Raw genomic sequence first — 16,326 nt, forward strand, 5'->3', positions numbered from 1 at the left:
GCGGCCGGCCGGCGCCGCGGTAGGGCGTGACGAGGACGGTGTTGGTGTAGAGGGACCAGAACTCCACCCGGTAGGCGCCCGGCTTGTACGGCCCGAGCAGCTGGGTGGCGGTGATGATCGGGACGATCATCCCGTACGGGGTGTAGGCGCCGTTGTCGTGCCAGAACCGCACGTCGAGGGCGAGCAGCCGGCCGTCGTCGTCGAACCCGACGGTGACCTCCTGGAGCTGGCCGCGCTCGTGGGCGCTGGAGACGAAGTGCTCGCGCCGGTCCTCGGTCCACTTGACGTCCCGGCCGAGGCGGCGTGCAGCCCACGGGACGAGCACCTCCTCCGGCCAGGGGTGGACGATCTTCACCCCGAAGCCGCCGCCGACGTCGGGGGTGACGACCTCGACCTTGGCCAGGGGCATCTCCAGCTTCGCGGCGACGGCGGCGCGGACACCGGTGCTCGTCTGGGTGGAGGAGTAGAGCCGGAGCGACTCGTCGTCGGCGTCCCAGCGGGCGTAGACGCCCTTGCCCTCCAGCGGCATCGACGCGCTGCGCTCGAACTCGAGGTCCAGGGTGAGGGTGTTCGGCGCAGCGGCGAGCGCGGCCTCGACGTCGCCCACCTCCTGGAGCAGGCGGGCCGAGACGTTGTCGGGGACGTCGTCGTGGACCAGCCGGTCGGCCGCGCGGGCGGCCTCGAGCCCGACGACGGGGGGCAGCGGCTCGTAGGACACGGTGATGCGGGCGCAGGCGTCCTCGGCGACGTAGCGGTCGCGGGCCAGGACCATGACGACGGCCTCGCCGACGTGGTTGACCTCGTCGCGGGCCAGGCAGTGGCCGGTGCGCGGGTGGGTCATCGCCGGGTGGGGGATGAGGACCGGCAGGGTCTCGCCGACCCGGCCGTCGAGGTCCTCCCACGTGTAGACGGCCTCGACGCCGTCCAGCTCCCAGGCGTCGGCGATGTCGACGTCGAGCACCCGCGCGTGCGCGTGCGGGCTGCGCACGAACGCCGCGTGCAGGGCGCCGCGGCCGAGGTCGTCGACGTAGCGGCCGTTCCCGGTGAGGAGCCGCGGGTCCTCGCGGCGGCGGATCTTCTCGCCGACCTGGCGGGTGCTCATGCGCCCGCCTCCGCACGGCGCAGCTCCGCGGCCCGCAGCACCGCCTTGACGATGTTCTGGTAGCCGGTGCAGCGGCAGAGGTTGCCCGAGATCGCCTCCCGGGCCTCGTCGGCGCTGGGGTCGGGGTGGTCCTGGAGGTAGGCGGTGACGGTGGTGACGAAGCCCGGGGTGCAGAAGCCGCACTGGAGGGCGTGGCACTCGGCGAACGCCCGCTGCACGGGGCTCATGGCGGCGGGGTCGTCGCCGACGCCCTCGACGGTCGTCACCGCGTGCGCCTGCGCCGTGACGGCGAACATGAGGCAGGCGCGCGCCGGCTCGCCGTCGACGAGGACGGTGCAGGCGCCGCAGACCCCGTGCTCGCAGCCGACGTGGGTGCCGGTGAGGCCGAGGTCGTGGCGCAGGAAGTCCGAGAGCAGCCGGCGGGCGGGAGCGCTCGCGGTGCGGGGGACGCCGTTGACCGTGACGGTGATCTCCAGCGGCTCGTCGGCGGCGGGGGCGCTCATGCGGCTCCTCGGGTGGTCTCGACCAGCGTCGCCCCGAGGGCGCGGCGGGTCAGCTCGGCGGCGAGCATCCGGCGGTAGTCGGCGCTCGCGTGGATGTCGGACTCGGGGTCGACGTGGGCGGCCACGGCGTCGGCGACCCCGCCGGGCACGGGGTCGCCGGGGCGCAGGCCGCCGAGCACGCCGCCGAGGTCGAGCAGGTCCGGCACCGGGGTCACCCCGACGAAGGAGGCGCGGGCGGTGGCGACCGCCCCGTCGTCGCCGACCTGCACGGCGACGGCGACCCCGGCCAGGGCGTAGTCGCCGGACCGGCGCGAGGACTCCAGGAAGGCGGTGCGGGTGCCGGCCGGGAAGCGGCCGAAGCGGACGGCGACGACGATCTCGTCGGGGTCCAGCGTCGTCTCCAGCGGCCCGGCGAAGAAGTCCCCGGCCGCGATCTCCCGGGCGCCCCCGGGGCCGACGGCCTCGACCACCGCACCGGAGAGCACGGCGACGGCCGGCATCTCGCCCGCGGGGTCGGCGTGCGCGATGGACCCCACGGTCGTCCCGCGGCTGCGGATCGCCGGGTGGGCGACGTTGCGCAGGGCCTGGCGCAGCAGGGGCAGGGCGGTCGCGGCGTCGTCGTGCGCCTCGAGGGCGGCGTGCCGGACGAGCGCGCCGACCCGCACGTGGGTGTCGGTCACCTCGATCGTGTCGAGGCCGGCCACGCCGTCGAGGTCGACGAGGTGGCCGGGCGCCGCGAGGCGCATCGACAGCAGCGGGATGAGGCTCTGCCCGCCGGCGAGCACCTTGCCGTCACCGCCGGCCGCGACGAGCGCGGCGACGGCCTCGTCGACGGTCCGGGGTGCGTGGTGGACGAAGGGAGCGGGCTTCACCTGCTCGATCCTGCCTCTCGGAGGGTGCTTCGGGAAGGGACGGCGCGCCGGAAAGGCGACGCCCCGCCCGGCAGGGGGTCGGGCGGGGCGGGCGCGCTGCTCAGGCCCGGCGGTCGGGCCGCCGGTCGTGCCCGGGGTCGCGGTCGCCGGGCGCGGGGTCGTGGCCGTCGCGGCCGGCCCGGCCGGCCCGGCCGAGGTCGTCGACCCCCCGCCCGTCGCCGTACACGTGGTCGCCGACGGAGATGGCGGCGCCCTCGGCGGCCGCGCGCATCTCGGACGGGGCGAGGACGCGGGCCAGGTGCCAGCCGGCGACGACGACGATGGTGCCGAGGGCGATGCCGCTCAGCGAGAAGTCCTGGGTGATGCTCAGCGAGACGTCGCCGATGCCGATGATGATCCCGGCCGCGACCGGCACGAGGTTGACGGGGTTGCCGAAGTCGACCCCGTTCTCCTTCCAGATCTTCGCGCCGAGCAGGCCGATCATCCCGTAGAGGACGACGGTGATGCCGCCGAGCACGCCGCCGGGCACCGAGGCGACGAGGGCGCCGAACTTGGGGGAGAAGCCGAAGAGGACGGCGACGACCGCGGCGACGTAGTAGGCCGCCGTTGAGTAGACGCGGGTGGCCGCCATGACGCCGATGTTCTCGGCGTAGGTCGTCGTCGGGGAGCCGCCGACGGAGCTGGCGAGCACGGTGCCGACGCCGTCGGCCGCGATGGCCCGGCCCATGACCGGGTCGAGGTCGGTGCGGGTCATCTCGGCGACGGCCTTGACGTGGCCGGTGTTCTCGGCGATGAGCGCGATGACCGCCGGCAGGACCAGGAGGATCGCGGCGCCCGAGAAGGTCGGCAGGTGCCAGCCGGCGACCTCGGTGCCGTCGGCGCCCACCATCGTCTGCTGCGGGAAGCCGAACCACGACGCCTCGCCGATGCCGGCGGTGCTCCAGCGGTCGTGGGTCGTGGCCTCGGTGGCGCCGCCGAGGACGGAGGTGATGGGCCCGATGACCACGTCGAGCAGCCAGGACAGGAGCGTCCCGAAGACCAGCGCGAGGAAGATGGCGATGCGGCCGACGAAGCCGCGGAAGCCGACGGCGACGACGATGGTGAAGAGCATCGTCAGCAGGGCGACCCACTGGTCCTGCGGCCAGTAGATGCCGGCGACGACCGGGGCGAGGTTGAACCCGATGAGCATGACGACCGCGCCGGTGACGACCGGCGGCAGCACCACGTGCAGGACGCGCGAGCCCAGGAAATGGATGGCGACCCCGACGACGGCGAGGACGATCCCGGCGACGAGGATGGCGCCGGTGACCTCCGCCGAGTCCCCGCCCTGGGCGCGGATGGCCGCGACCCCGCCGACGAAGGCGGCCGAGGTGCCGAGGTAGCTCGGGACCTTGCCCTCGACGATGAGGAGGAAGGCGATCGTCGCGACGCCGCTCATGAGGATCGCGAGCTGCGGGTTCAGCCCCATGATGAGCGGGAAGACGAAGGTCGCCCCGAACATGGCGACGACGTGCTGCGCGCCGAGGCCGACGGTGCGTCCCCAGGAGAGGCGCTCGTCGGGGGCGACGACCTCACCGGGCGCGAGCGACGAGCCGTCGCCCTTGAGCTTCCAACCGAGTCCGAGGGACATGCGCGGTGACCTTCCTGCGGGGGTCCGCGCCGGGGCTGCGCGGGTCACGGGCTCCGTGATACCGGGAACCTAGTGACGCCCGCCCCGCGACACCCTCGGCAATGCTGCACAACCGGATGCTCGATCCGTTGGCAAGGTGGCGACGGTGCGCGCCGGGGGTCACGGGCGGGCGTCCGCCGCGTGACGATCGTGTTGCGCGGCCCGGGGGCGGCGCCCGTGCGCCCGGGCCGGCGGACGTCCGGGCCGGGACCTCGCCGCGCTCCGTCCTCGCGCCGGACGACTCCGGCGATGATGGGCGGGTGCACCACGTCGAGCTGCTCCTGGACGATGCCTCGGACGCCGCCGTCCGCGCCGAGTGGGAGGCGCTGGAGGCGGCCGACCTGCCGAACCAGTCGCGGCACCGCAGCGCGTCGAACCGCCCGCACGTCACGGTGACGATGACGGAGGGCTGGCCGGAGGAGGCGCGCCGGGCGGACGCCCTGGCCCCGCTGGCGGCGCTGCCGCTGGCCGCGCACCTCGGCGCGCCGCTGGTCTTCGGCCGCGGCCCGTTCGTCCTGGCCCGGCTCGTCGTTGCGTCCTCGGACCTGCTGGCGCTGCACGGCGGCCTCGTCGAGCGGCTCGGACCCCTGGCCAGCGACCTCCTCGTGCCCGGGCGTTGGACGCCGCACATGACGCTCGCCCGGCGCCTCACCGCCGAGCAGGCGGCCCGCGCGCTCGAGGTCCTCGGCCGGGCCGAGCAGCCGGAGGGCGTCGGGGACCGGGCCGTGGTCCTGGAGGCGGCACGGCACTGGGACTCGCAGGCCAGGCTCGACGAGCCGCTGACCGGCAGGCGGACGGCGCCGGGCGAGGGCGCCGCAGGCCGTAGCGTCGGGTGATGACGCCGCACCGCTTCGAGTTCGCCTTCGACACCCGCTACCGGCTCGCGGCGCTCCCGCTGGGCATCACCCCGGGGACCGCCTGGGTGGAGGTGGGGGACGGGCGGCTGCGCTGCCGGTTCGGGCTGTGGCGGCTCGACACCCCCCTCGACAACGTCACCGGGACCACGACGACCGGCGGCTACGCCTTCCTCAAGACGGTCGGCCCGCCGCACCTGTCCTTCACCGACCACGGCGTGACGTTCGCGACCAACGGTGACCGCGGTGTCTGCGTCTCCTTCGCCACCACGGTGCCCGCCATCGACCCCACCGGTCGGATCCGCCACCCCGGCGCCACCTTCACGGTCGCCGACGTCGACGGCTTCGCCTCCGCCATCGGCGGCTGACGCCCTGTCGCGTCCGCCGTCGGGCCGCGCCTCGGATGCGGCGCCCTCAGATCCCGCGCATCCGGTGGACCCGCAGGGCGAGGGCCAGGGTGAGGCGCAGCTGCGGGTCGGTCGTGAAGGGGCCGAGCATCCGCTCGAGCTTGGCGATCCGGTAGCGCAGGGTGTTGTAGTGGAAGAAGAGCCGGCGCGCGGTCTCGGCGACGTTGAGGTTGGTGTCGATGAGCACCGACAGGGTGTGGCGCAGGTCGGCGTTCTCCGGAGCGTCGTCGGTGGCGAGGTCGCCGAGGCTCTCGGTGACGAAGCGCCGCAGGTCCGCGGACTCCGGCACGAGGGCGAGCAGCCGGTAGATCCCGAGCCGGTCGAAGTGCGCGAGCCCCGACCCGCCGTCGACCTGACGCCCGACGTGGACGGCGGTCAGCGCCTCGTCGTAGGCCCGCGGCAGGTCCGCGGGTGAGGTGACGAGCCGGGAGACCCCGGCGGTGAAGGTCCGCCGGCCGCCCCCGCCGTCGCCCCGGACCACGCGCACGAGCTGGTCGACCGGGCGCAGCACGGCGTCGGCGTCGGCGTCCTCGGCCACCGGCAGCAGGACGACGACCTCCTGGCTGAACCCGGCGACGGCGACGCTGGTGTCCCGGGCCCGCACCGCCTGGGTCCAGGCCCGCACGAAGCGCTCCTGGAGGCTGCGGACCTCCTCGGCCGTCCGGGTGGTCTCGGCGTCGTTCTCGTCGGTCTCGGCGACGACGACGACGAGCGGCCGGTCGATGTCCCAGCCCAGCGACGCCGCGTGCGAGGCGGCGTCCACCGGGTCCCCCGCCCGTCCGGCCAGGGCGTCGCGGAGGAACTCGGCCCGGTACTTGCCCTCGACCGCGGCGACGGCCTGCTCCTTGGTGACGGCCAGCGCGGCGACGGTGGCGGCGCGCTCGAGCATGTGCACGTCGGCGGCCTCGAACGGCGGCCCGGGCGAGAACGCGCCGAGCACCCCGATCTCGGAGGCGCCGGCGACGACCCGGACGAAGGCCCGCGACGGGTCCGCCCGCCCTCCGGTGTCCCGGCGCCCGACCGGCTCGTCCTCGACGAGCAGCCGGCCGGTGCGGTCGAAGCAGTCCAGCTCCAGCGGCGAACGGTCCTCGGGCAGCGCGCCGGCGCTCGCGAGCACCCGCCCGTCCGTCGTGGCGACGACCGCCGCGCCCCGGAAGAACCCGGCGACGGCGGCCGCGACCTCCGCGAGCCCGCCGCCGTCGAGGACGACCCGGACGAGGACCCGGTGCACCTCGTCCTCGCGCTCGAGCAGGGCCCGCTGCTGGTCGACGAGCGCCCGGAGACGTGCGACGTCGTCGGTGTCGGCTGGCAAGGTCTGGGAGTCACCGGGTCCATCGTTGGCAACTCTCACCATCCGGCCACTGTAGCCGCGTCACTAGCGTCGCTTCATGCCTTCGCCCACCGCGTCCGCACGACCGGTGGCCCTCCCGGGCGCTCTCTCCCCCCTCACCGCCGACCTCGTCCGCGGTCCCCGGCGTCCGGCCGTCGTCCTCGCCGCCCCGCGGGTCGGGGTGTACCTCGGCGTCGGCGACCGCGTCCTGCCCGTCCTCGCGGCCGACGCCCTCGCCCTCCCGGGGGCGGTCCGGCTCGGCGTGACGTCCGCGCACCTCGACCTGCGCGCGGGGTGCGGCGACGTCGTCGTCGTCGGGGCGGGCTGCGTCCGGCTGCCCGGGCCCACCGTCCGGGGCGTGCGCACGTGGCGCCCGGCCCGCGTCCGGCGCGGCACCCCGCCCTCGGAGGCCGCGGCCCGCGCCGTCCTCGACCTCCTCGCCGGCGCCCTCGGCGACGCCCCCGGGTGGCTGGCCGCCGGGATCGCCCGGGCCCTGCGCGGCGCGCCGGAGGCCGTCGCGACCCTCCTCGGCCGCGGACCCGGCCTCACCCCGAGCGGCGACGACGCGGTGGCCGGGGCGCTCCTGGTCCGCCGGGCCCTCGGCCACGACCCGCGACCGGGCCGCGCCGACGGACCCCGGCGCGACCCGCGCGACCGTCCCGACGCCGCCGACCCGCTGGCCGCCGCCGTCCGTTCCCGGCTCACGACGACGACCGCCGTCTCCGCCGCCCTCCTCGACGCCGCCGCCGGGGGGTGGGCGACCCACGAGGCCGTCGACCTCGCCGAGGCCGCGGCCCGGGGCGACGTGGCCGGCGTGACCTCCGCCCTGCCCGCGGTCCTCGCCGTCGGGCACACCTCCGGCCGCGACCTCGTCGCCGGGGTCGCCGCCGCCCTCGACACCCTCGTCCTCCACGGAAGGACCGCCGCATGACCCAGCACGTCGAGCTCCGGCGCGGGGCGTACCACGACTCCGTGAGCCTGCTCCAGGTCTCCCGCGCCGTCGCGGGCACGCCCGGGGTCGAGGCCGCGCAGGTCGCCATGGCCACCGGGCTCAACGTCGAGGTCCTCACCGGCATGGGCTTCGAGGTCCCCGCCGCGGCCGGCCCCAACGACCTCGTCGTCGCCCTGCGCACCGCCGGCGACGACGACGTGTCCGCCGGTCTCGCCGCCGTCGACGACGCCCTGGCCGCCCTCTCCGCCGGGTCCGCCGGCACCGGCTCGCAGGACGAGGTGCCGCCGCGCACGCTCGGGTCGGCCGTGCGCCGATCCGGTGCCGGGCTGGCCCTGGTGTCGGTGCCCGGCGAGCACGCCGTCACCGAGGCCTACGACGCCCTGGCCGCCGGCGCCTCGGTCATGCTCTTCTCGGACAACGTCTCCGTCGCCGACGAGGTCGCGCTCAAGGACACCGCGGCCGCCGCCGACCTCCTCGTCATGGGCCCCGACTGCGGCACCGCGCTCGTCGGCGGGGTCGCCCTGGGGTTCGCGAACGTCGTCCGGCCCGGACCGGCGGGCGTCCTCGCCGCGTCCGGCACCGGCGCCCAGCAGGTCATGTGCCTGCTCGACGCCGCCGGCGTCGGGGTGTCGCACTGCCTCGGGGTCGGCGGCCGCGACCTCGGCGCCGAGGTCGGCGGCCGCTCGACCCGTCAGGCGCTGCGGGCCCTCGCCGCCGACGACGCCACGGAGTGGGTCGTCCTCGTCTCCAAGCCGCCGGACGGGGCCGTCCTCGCCGCCGTCGAGCAGGACGTCGCCGACCTCGGGCTGCGCGTCCACTGGGCGACGCTCGGCGCCGGCCGGCCCGACCTCACCGCGGCCGTGGAGTCCGCGCTCGCCGCCGAGGGCGTCGCCGTCCCGGAGTGGGCCGCCACCGCCGTACCCGCGGACGACGCCGGCCTCACCCGCGGCCCCGCCCTGCGCGGGCTGTTCTGCGGCGGCACCCTGGCCCAGGAGGCCCTGCTGCTGGCCGCCGACGCCCTCGGCGCCGTGGGCAGCAACCTCGGCCTCGGCACGCCGCTCGGGCCGGACCTGCGCACCGACGGCCACGCGGTCGTCGACTTCGGCGCCGACGAGCTGACCCGCGGCCGTGCCCACCCGATGATCGACCCCACGCTGCGGCACGAGCGGATCGCCGCCGAGGCCGCCGACCCCACGTGCGGGGTCCTGCTGCTCGACCTCGTCCTCGGTCACGGCGCCCAGCCCGACCCCGCCGACGACCTGGCCGGCGTCGTGCGGGCGGCCCGCGAGACCGCCCACGCGGACGGCCGGGCGCTGCCGGTCGTCGTCTCGCTGTGCGGCACCGAGGGCGACCCGCAAGGCCTGGACCGGTGCACCGACGCTCTCGTCGCGGCGGGTGCGTCGGTGTTCCGCTCCAACGCCGCCGCCGCGCGGCACGCGCTCGACCTGCTCGGAGGAGCCCGATGACCGCCCCGCTGCACGGCCTGCTCACCGCCGACCCGGTCGTCGCGACCTCCGGCGTCGCCCTCTTCGCGGACACCCTGCGCGAGCAGGCCGTGCCGGTGCTCGACGCCGGCTGGCGCCCGCCGCTGCCCGGCACCGAGGACGCCCTGGCCCGGGTCATGGCCGACCCGCGCCGGGCCGACGCCAACGCCTTGGCCCTGGAGCGGATGACGTCCGCCGAGGCCGCGCTCGTCGACGTCCGACCGGCCTCCGAGGTCGTCGGCCTCGAGCGCGGCACGTTCCTGCACGCCGGTCCGCCCATCGAGTGGGAGCGGGCCTCCGGGCCGCTGCGGGGCGCGCTCGTCGGGGCCGTGCTGCTCGAGGGGCTCGCCGACACCGCCGAGGAGGCCGAGCAGCAGCTGGCCGCCGGCGCCTACGACCTCGAGCCCTGCCACCACCGCGGCGGCGTCGGCCCGATGGCCGGGGTCGTCGGCCCGTCGATGTGGGTCTACGTGCTGCGCGACGAGGTGCACGGCAACGACTCGTGGTGCTCGCTCAACGAGGGCCTGGGCAAGGTGCTGCGCTACGGCGCCTACGGCCCGGAGGTGATCGACCGGCTGCGCTGGATGGGCGGGGTGCTCGGCCCGATCCTCCAGCAGGCCGTGCGCTCCGTCGGCCCGGTGGACGTGCGCGCGATCGTCGCGCAGATGCTCCAGATGGGCGACGAGGGCCACAACCGCAACCGCGCGGGGTCGCTCATGCTCCTGCGCGAGCTGCTGCCGGGGATGATCACCGCCGACGCGTCGTCGTCCGACGTGGCCGAGGCGGTCCGGTTCTCCGGCGCCAACGAGCACTTCTTCCTCAACCTCGGGATGCCGGCCTGCAAGCTCGCGACGCTGGCGGCCGAGGGCATCCCCGGGTCCACCGTCGTCACGACGATGGCCCGCAACGGCACCGACTTCGGCATCCGCACCGCGGGCACCGGCGACGCGTGGTTCACCGGTCCGGCCAACACGCCGGAAGGGCTCTTCCTCGGCGACTTCGGCCCGGACGACGCCAACCCCGACATCGGCGACTCGGCGATCACCGAGACCGGCGGCATCGGCGGCTTCGCCATGGCCGCCGCGCCGGCCATCGTCCGGTTCGTCGGCGGGGACGTCCCCTTCGCCCTCGCCGCCACCCGCCGGATGTACGAGGTGACGGTGGGGGAGCACCCCGTCTACCAGGTGCCGGTCCTCGGCTTCCGCGGGACGCCGGTCGGCATCGACACCGCGCTCGTCGTGCGCACCGGGGAGCTGCCGCAGATCAACACCGGGATGGCCGGCCGCGTCGCCGGGACCGGGCAGGTGGGTGCCGGCCTCGTCACGCCGCCCGCCGAGTGCTTCACCGGGGCCATCGCCGCGCTGGCCGACGCCGTGCCTGCGCGGGGGGAGTAGTCGTGGCCGTCGTCCGGCGGGCCGGGGCCGACGACGCCCCGACGCTGGCGCGGCTGCTGTGGGACTTCGACACCGAGTTCGACACCGGGCCCGACCCGGTGGACGTCCTGGCGGCGCGCTTCGCCCGCATCCTCCCCCTCGACCCGGTGCTCGCCCTCGTCGCCGAGGACGCGGGGCCGGACGGCGCGGCCGAGGCGGTCGGCTTCGCCCTGCTGACGCTGCGGCCCGCCATCTGGTTCGACGGGCCGGTGGCCCAGCTCGAGGAGCTCTACGTCGTCCCCGGGCGTCGCGGCGGCGGCATCGGCTCCGCGCTGCTGGCCCGGGCGCGCTCGGCGGTGGCCGACCGCGGCGCCCCGGAGCTGCACATCCCCGTCGACGAGCCGGACGACGGCGCTCGCCGGTTCTACGAGCGGCACGGGTTCGTCAACGTCGAGCCCGGGGCGGAGGGGCGGATGCTGCTCTACGTCGGGCCGACGTCCCCCGACGCCGCCGGCTGAGACCGGCGCGGGCCGCCGTGACGGCCGCGCTCGGGGACCCGCGCGGCCCGGACCAAGACCTCCAGGGGTCCCGTGCCGGCGAAGCGGTCCAGTGCCCAGCAGGCGCCGACGACGACGGCCGTCGTCGTGAGGAGCACCGGCCAGGTGTCGTCGCGCGCCCCGTCCCGGACCCCGGCGATGACGGCGAGCACGAGGACCTGCAGCGTGTAGGCCGTGAGGGCCAGCCGGCCGACCGCGAGCACGGGCAGCAGCAGCCGGCCGAGCACGGGGGAGACCACCGGCACGGCGGCCCGGGCCAGCGCGACGAGCGCGAACGACGCTGCGACCGCCCCGGCGGCGAGGAAGGTCGCGGCGACGACCTCGGCCGTGCTGCCGGAGTAGGGGGCCGCCCCGTCGGCCGTGCGCAGCCCGAGGACGTGGACGACGCCGCTGGTGGTGACGAGGACCGCGGCGAGCGCGGCCGGCAGCCCCGGCCGGGTCAGGCGGGGCAGCAGAGCGGCGAGCAGGACCCCGGCCAGCGCCATCGGCAGGAAGGACACGAGCCGGTAGCTCGGCCCGGTCGCCGTCCAGAGCACGAGGTCGCGAGTCAGCCCGGTGGCGGCCGTGCCGGCGGCCACGGCCTCGCGGGCCCGCTCGGTGACGACCGGTCCGAGGACGGCGCCGGCGACGACGAGGCCGACGGCGAGCACGGGCACCGGTCGCAGCAGCAGCGCGAAAGGCGCGAGGACGACGACGAGGACCCCGAGGTAGGGCAGGACGACGTCGATCTGCCAGTACAGGGCCTGGAGGACGACGCCGAGCAGGACGAGGAGCACGCCGCGCAGGGCGTTGTCGAGGACGAAGCGCAGACGGTCGACGTGCGGCCGGGCGAGCGCGAGGCCCATGGCGGCGCCGATGGTCACGGCGAAGAGGGGGGCGGTGAGGTACTCCGAGAGGTCGAGGACCCCGCCGACGGGGCTGAGGTGCGCGACGAGCATCGACAGGACGGCGAGGCCGCGGGCCGCGTCGAGGCCGGCCAGGCGGTCGCCGGTGGCGCCGGGCCGGGCGGCGCCGGGGGCGCGTCCGTGGTGCGGCGTGGACCGGTGCCGGCCGCCGTTCCCGGGGCTCGCCGGATCGGCCCCCGGTGTCCCGGTGGCGGAGTGCCCGACCTCGCTCGCCACAGGCGCCACGCTAGTCACTCGGGGGCGGTGACGGCGAGGGGTCGTCGGTCTTGATCCGATGACGTCCGGGTCGGCGTCGGCGTCGCCGCCCCGGGGGTGGCGGGTGCGGTCGCCGCGGTCAGCCGCTCGTGGCGTCCAGATGCTGGAGCAGGTCGTGCGCGGCGAGCTCGACGTCCTTGTGCCGCCACTCCGAGGCCCGGTAGACGCACGCGATGAGCCCGGTGCGGTGGACCCGGCGGAAGTCGCCGACGACGAAGGCGTGCCGCGCCTTGGTCTCCTCGGCCGCCCCGTCGGTGAGACCAAGGTGCCAGGCCGCGTACTCCTCCCACGAGTGCCGCTCGAGGTAGGCGTTCTGGGCGGCGGCGTCCGGCTGCACCTCGCCCCAGTCGCTGTCCAGGACGTACTGGCGCGCGTCGATGAGGCGGCGCACGTGCGCGACGGCGTCGGGGTTGACCTCGTACCTCGCCATGGCGTCACGGTAGCGGCCTCGTGGCCGCGGCGTGTGTCGCAGGTCACAGCGGGGTGGACCATCCGTGCCCGCGCGCGGTGGCGAACGACGGGTGGTCCCGGGAGCCAGGCGGCGTGGTGCGCGTGCCGGCCCCGACGGACATCCCGGCGGGTGACGACGGTCAGAGGGCGTCGCCCCCCGGAGCACCCCGGCGGGGCGGCGACGGTCAGAGGGCGTCGCCCCGTCGGCCTCCTCCCGCCGTGGGCCGCGGCGATGGGAGGATGGGCCCGTGACGGCGACGACTCTCGACGGCAAGGCCATCCTCGCGACGATCAAGGACGAGCTGCGCGCGCGTGTGGCCGCGCTCGCCGACCGCGGGGTGGTGCCCGGCCTCGGGACGGTCCTCGTCGGCGAGGACCCCGGGTCGCGCTGGTACGTCGGGGCCAAGCACACCGACTGCGCGGAGATCGGGGTGCACTCGATCCGCCGCGACCTGCCCGCCGGCACGACGCAGGACGAGGTGCTCGCCGTCGTCCGCGAGCTCAACGAGGACCCCGCGTGCACCGGCTTCATCGTCCAGCAGCCCACCGGCCTGGACGAGAACGCGATCCTCTCCGCCGTCGACCCCGCCAAGGACGTCGACGGCCTGCACCCGACGAACCTCGGGTGGCTCGTGCTCGGGGAGACCGCGCCGCTGCCGTGCACCCCGGTCGGCTGCATCGAGCTGCTCCGCCGCTACGACGTGCCGATCGCCGGGGCCAAGGTCGTCGTCGTCGGCCGCGGCCTCACCGTCGGCCGGCCGCTGGGGCTCATCCTCACCCGCCGCTCCGAGAACGCCACGGTCACGTTGTGCCACACCGGGACCCGCGACCTCGCCGCCGAGGTGCGCCAGGCCGACGTCGTCATCGCCGCCGCCGGCGTCCCGGGCATCGTCACCGGGGAGATGGTCAAGCCCGGCGCGGCCGTGCTCGACGTCGGGGTGTCGCGGGTCGTCGACGAGGAGACCGGCAAGGGCCGGGTCGCCGGCGACGTCGCCCCCGACGTGTGGGACGTCGCCGGGTACGTCTCGCCCAACCCCGGCGGGGTCGGGCCGATGACGCGCGCCATGCTGCTCAGCAACGTCGTGGACGCCGCCGAGCGCTCCGCCGCGCAGCGCTGATGGCCGGTGCGCCCGCCGGTCCGCTCGCGGCCCGGCTGTGGACGGTCATGCCCGTCGTCGCCCTCGTCGCCCTGGCCGCGACGTGGGGGCGGGACATCGGGACCGTCGTCGTCATCGTCGTCGCCGTGCTCCTCGCCGGCGCCGTGCTCGCGGCCGTGCACCACGCCGAGGTCGTCGCCCACCGGGTGGGGGAGCCGTTCGGCTCGCTCGTCCTCGCGGTCTCGGTCACCGTCATCGAGGTCTCGCTCATCGTCACCCTCATGGTCTCCGGCGGCGAGCAGGCCTCGACCCTCGCCCGGGACACCGTCTTCGCCGCGGTGATGATCACCCTCAACGGGATCATGGGCCTCTCGCTCTTCCTCGGCGCCCGGCGCTTCACCTTCGCCCGGTTCAACGCCGAGGGGACCGGGGGCGCGCTCGGCACCGTCGTCGCCCTCGCCGGCCTGTGCCTCGTGCTGCCGACCGTGACCCTCGGCGAGCCCGGGCCCGAGTTCACGCCGGGCCAGCTGGCCTTCGCCGCCGTCGCTTCACTCGCGCTCTACGGCGCCTTCGTCGTCACCCAGACCGTGCGGCACCGCGACTTCTTCCTGCCCGTCGCCCGCGACGGCGCGCCGGTCGACGAGGAGGACCACGCCGACCCGCCGTCGGACCGCGAGGCCGGCCTGTCGCTGGGGCTGCTGCTGCTCTCGCTCGTCGCGGTCGTCGGGCTGGCCAAGGTCGAGTCGCCCGCCATCGAGGCCGGCGTGCTCGCCGCCGGGCTGCCGCTGGCGTTCGTCGGTGTCGTCATCGCCCTGCTCGTCCTCCTGCCGGAGACCATCGCCGCCGCCAACGCGGCCCGGCGCGAGCGGATCCAGGTCTCGCTCAACCTCGCGATGGGCTCGGCCATGGCGAGCATCGGCCTCACCATCCCGACGCTCGCGGTGGCGTCGGTGTGGATCGACACCCCGCTGCAGCTGGGGCTCGGCACCACCCAGATCGTGCTGCTCGGGATCACCGCGGTCGTCGCGGTGCTCACCGTCGTGCCGGGTCGGGCGACGCGGCTGCAGGGCACGGTGCACCTCGTGCTCATGGCCGCGTTCCTCTTCCTGTCGATGTCGCCCTGACCCGGGGAGGTCCGTCGATCGCGGCGGGGCGGATGCAGCCGCACCCGGGGCGCTCCGTCAGCCGTGGTCTAGCCCGTCAGCCACGGTCGGCCGGGCGGATGCAGCCGCGGTCGGCGCGCTACGTCAGCCGCGGTCGGCGCGCTACGTCAGCCGCGGCGGGGCCCGTCAGCCGTGGTCGGCGGGGCGGATGCAGCCGCGGTCGGCACAGGCCGTCCGCCGCGGCGGGGCCCGTCAGCCGTGGTCGGCGGGGCGGATGCAGCCGCGGTCGGCACAGGCCGTCCGCCGCGGCGGGGCCCGTCAGCCGTGGTCGGCGGGGCGGACCGAGCCGCCGGGCGTGACGTCGGCGTCGCCCTGGAGGGCGGCGCGGAAGCTCGGGGTGGCCTGGAGGGCGACGATGTCGGCGGGCATCTCGATGCCGGCGGCGTCCAGGGCGCGCTTGACCGCGACGATCGCGGCGTCCAGCGCCAGCCGCGCCTCGTGCTGCTGCGGCGCGCACCAGAAGCGCACCTCGAGGTCGACCGTCGACACCCCGAGCGTCTGCACCAGGGCCTCGGGCCCGGGGTCGGCGAGGACGCCGGGGACGTCGGCGAGGGCCGCGACGACGACGCGCGTCGCCTCCCGGGCGTCGTTCTCGTAGGCGATGCCGACGACGAACGCGAGCCGGCGGCGCTCGTAGTGGGTCTGGACCCGGATGACGTTCTTGTAGACGTCGCGGTTGGGGATGAGGACGAGCTGGCCGTCGTAGGTGCGGATCCGGGTCTCGCGGATGCTGATGGCCTGCACGGTGCCGGTCTGGCCCTGCACCTCGATCTGGTCGCCGGAGCGGAACGGCTGGCGGAAGAGCATGAGCACGCCGGAGAGGGTGTTCTCGAGGATGTCCTGGAAGGCGAACCCGACGGCGATGGAGAAGAAGCCGAGCCCGCCGAGGACGTCGACCGGGCGGACCGACGGGAAGACGATCGTGACCGCCGACAGCACGCCGACTGCGACGACGACCCACCCGGTGAGCGTCGTCATGACGTTGACGAAGCTCGGGGTCCGGTGCCCGCGCAGGACCCGCCGCAGGACGGCGCGGAGCAGGCGGGCCAGCAGCCAGGCGAGCAGCACGACTCCGACCGCCAGCGCGACCCGGGGCAGCGCGCGCAGCAGGGTGTCGAGCATCCGGGCGGCGACGTCGTCGACGACGCCCGAGACGACGGCGCTCGTGGGGGAGCTCGCGAGGGGCACGGCCGGCCTCCTTGGTCGGGGCCCCTCACGCTATCCGCCCCACCCGTCCCCACTTTCTCGCCTGATCCCCGAACTTTCGGGTTCGCGCACCCTCCGAAGGCGCGCGGACCCGAACGTTCCGGGGCGGAGCATCCGCCCGCCCGCCCGCGCCCGGCGCGCCGACGC

16 protein-coding genes are annotated in these 16,326 nt (G+C 76.1%); 8 read left to right on the forward strand and 8 right to left on the reverse strand.

Translation table 11 applies throughout. From position 1 onward, the window contains the following. The 4 genes from EPD83_RS01150 to EPD83_RS01165 form a co-directional block, all read right to left on the reverse strand. Window positions 1-1,102 (reverse strand): molybdopterin cofactor-binding domain-containing protein (locus EPD83_RS01150; protein WP_165566124.1); only part of this gene is annotated, 1,102 nt, incomplete at its 3' end. After that, window positions 1,099-1,605 (reverse strand): (2Fe-2S)-binding protein, encoded by a 507-nt coding sequence (locus tag EPD83_RS01155; RefSeq protein WP_128367241.1) that lies wholly within the window; start codon window positions 1,603-1,605, stop codon window positions 1,099-1,101. The genes EPD83_RS01155 and EPD83_RS01150, both read right to left, overlap by 4 nt. After that, window positions 1,602-2,477 carry an FAD binding domain-containing protein gene (locus EPD83_RS01160; protein WP_128367240.1) on the reverse strand — a complete coding sequence of 292 codons (876 nt, stop codon included), beginning with the start codon at window positions 2,475-2,477 and terminating at the stop codon, window positions 1,602-1,604. The genes EPD83_RS01155 and EPD83_RS01160 overlap by 4 nt, the downstream gene beginning before the upstream one ends. 100 nt (window positions 2,478-2,577) lie before the next feature. Beyond that, window positions 2,578-4,107, reverse strand: a complete 1,530-nt coding sequence (locus tag EPD83_RS01165; protein WP_128367239.1) for a uracil-xanthine permease family protein — start codon at window positions 4,105-4,107, stop codon at window positions 2,578-2,580. Window positions 4,108-4,406: 299 nt separating this feature from the next. Here EPD83_RS01165 and EPD83_RS01170 point away from each other — a divergent pair, with 299 nt between their 5' ends. Together EPD83_RS01170 and EPD83_RS01175 are read left to right on the forward strand one after the other, a co-directional pair. Next, window positions 4,407-4,982, forward strand: a complete 576-nt coding sequence (locus tag EPD83_RS01170; RefSeq protein WP_235950278.1) for a 2'-5' RNA ligase family protein — start codon at window positions 4,407-4,409, stop codon at window positions 4,980-4,982. Beyond that, a complete protein-coding gene (locus EPD83_RS01175; protein ID WP_128366979.1) occupies window positions 4,982-5,368 on the forward strand; it encodes a hypothetical protein in 387 nt (128 codons plus the stop codon). Before EPD83_RS01170 ends, EPD83_RS01175 begins: the two co-directional genes overlap by 1 nt. Window positions 5,369-5,414: 46 nt before the next feature. Here EPD83_RS01175 and EPD83_RS01180 read toward each other — a convergent pair whose 3' ends face one another. After that, window positions 5,415-6,761 (reverse strand): PucR family transcriptional regulator, encoded by a 1,347-nt coding sequence (locus EPD83_RS01180; protein WP_128366980.1) that lies wholly within the window; start codon window positions 6,759-6,761, stop codon window positions 5,415-5,417. Window positions 6,762-6,795: 34 nt separating this feature from the next. On the opposite strand from EPD83_RS01180, the gene EPD83_RS01185 reads away from it, so the two are divergent. Genes EPD83_RS01185 through EPD83_RS01200 form a run of 4 tightly spaced genes read left to right on the forward strand, consistent with a single transcriptional unit; the run spans window position 6,796 to window position 11,064 of the window. Beyond that, on the forward strand, window positions 6,796-7,668 hold the full coding sequence (locus tag EPD83_RS01185; protein WP_128366981.1) for an oxamate carbamoyltransferase subunit AllH family protein: 873 nt from the start codon (window positions 6,796-6,798) through the stop codon (window positions 7,666-7,668). After that, window positions 7,665-9,155 carry an FdrA family protein gene (locus tag EPD83_RS01190; protein ID WP_128366982.1) on the forward strand — a complete coding sequence of 497 codons (1,491 nt, stop codon included), beginning with the start codon at window positions 7,665-7,667 and terminating at the stop codon, window positions 9,153-9,155. Before EPD83_RS01185 ends, EPD83_RS01190 begins: the two co-directional genes overlap by 4 nt. Beyond that, window positions 9,152-10,567, forward strand: a complete 1,416-nt coding sequence (locus EPD83_RS01195; protein WP_128366983.1) for a YlbE family protein — start codon at window positions 9,152-9,154, stop codon at window positions 10,565-10,567. The genes EPD83_RS01190 and EPD83_RS01195 overlap by 4 nt, the downstream gene beginning before the upstream one ends. Window positions 10,568-10,569: 2 nt before the next feature. Then, the gene (locus EPD83_RS01200) at window positions 10,570-11,064 is read left to right on the forward strand and encodes a GNAT family N-acetyltransferase (protein ID WP_205859366.1); all 495 of its coding nucleotides are present in this window, start codon (window positions 10,570-10,572) and stop codon (window positions 11,062-11,064) included. On the opposite strand, the gene EPD83_RS01205 is transcribed toward EPD83_RS01200, so the two are convergent. Further along, window positions 11,028-12,224: a DUF418 domain-containing protein gene (locus EPD83_RS01205; RefSeq protein WP_165566125.1), complete on the reverse strand. Its 1,197-nt coding sequence runs from the start codon at window positions 12,222-12,224 to the stop codon at window positions 11,028-11,030. The genes EPD83_RS01200 and EPD83_RS01205 overlap by 37 nt on opposite strands. Window positions 12,225-12,342: 118 nt before the next feature. Continuing rightward, window positions 12,343-12,693 carry a hypothetical protein gene (locus tag EPD83_RS01210; RefSeq protein ID WP_128367376.1) on the reverse strand — a complete coding sequence of 117 codons (351 nt, stop codon included), beginning with the start codon at window positions 12,691-12,693 and terminating at the stop codon, window positions 12,343-12,345. A 268-nt stretch (window positions 12,694-12,961) separates the two neighbouring features. Here EPD83_RS01210 and EPD83_RS01215 point away from each other — a divergent pair, with 268 nt between their 5' ends. Beyond that, a complete protein-coding gene (locus tag EPD83_RS01215) occupies window positions 12,962-13,831 on the forward strand; it encodes a bifunctional methylenetetrahydrofolate dehydrogenase/methenyltetrahydrofolate cyclohydrolase (protein ID WP_128367375.1) in 870 nt (289 codons plus the stop codon). Next, complete coding sequence (locus tag EPD83_RS01220) at window positions 13,831-14,934, forward strand: calcium:proton antiporter (protein WP_128367374.1); 1,104 nt, start codon at window positions 13,831-13,833, stop codon at window positions 14,932-14,934. The genes EPD83_RS01215 and EPD83_RS01220 overlap by 1 nt, the downstream gene beginning before the upstream one ends. A gap of 297 nt (window positions 14,935-15,231) precedes the next feature. Here the strand turns inward: EPD83_RS01220 and EPD83_RS01225 are convergent, their stop codons facing one another. Further along, window positions 15,232-16,161, reverse strand: a complete 930-nt coding sequence (locus EPD83_RS01225; RefSeq protein ID WP_128368319.1) for a mechanosensitive ion channel family protein — start codon at window positions 16,159-16,161, stop codon at window positions 15,232-15,234. Between the last annotated feature and the right edge of the window lie 165 nt (window positions 16,162-16,326).

The organism is Phycicoccus flavus, from assembly GCF_004025965.2.
In the GTDB taxonomy this organism is placed as follows: Bacteria; Actinomycetota; Actinomycetes; order Actinomycetales; family Dermatophilaceae; genus Phycicoccus; species Phycicoccus flavus.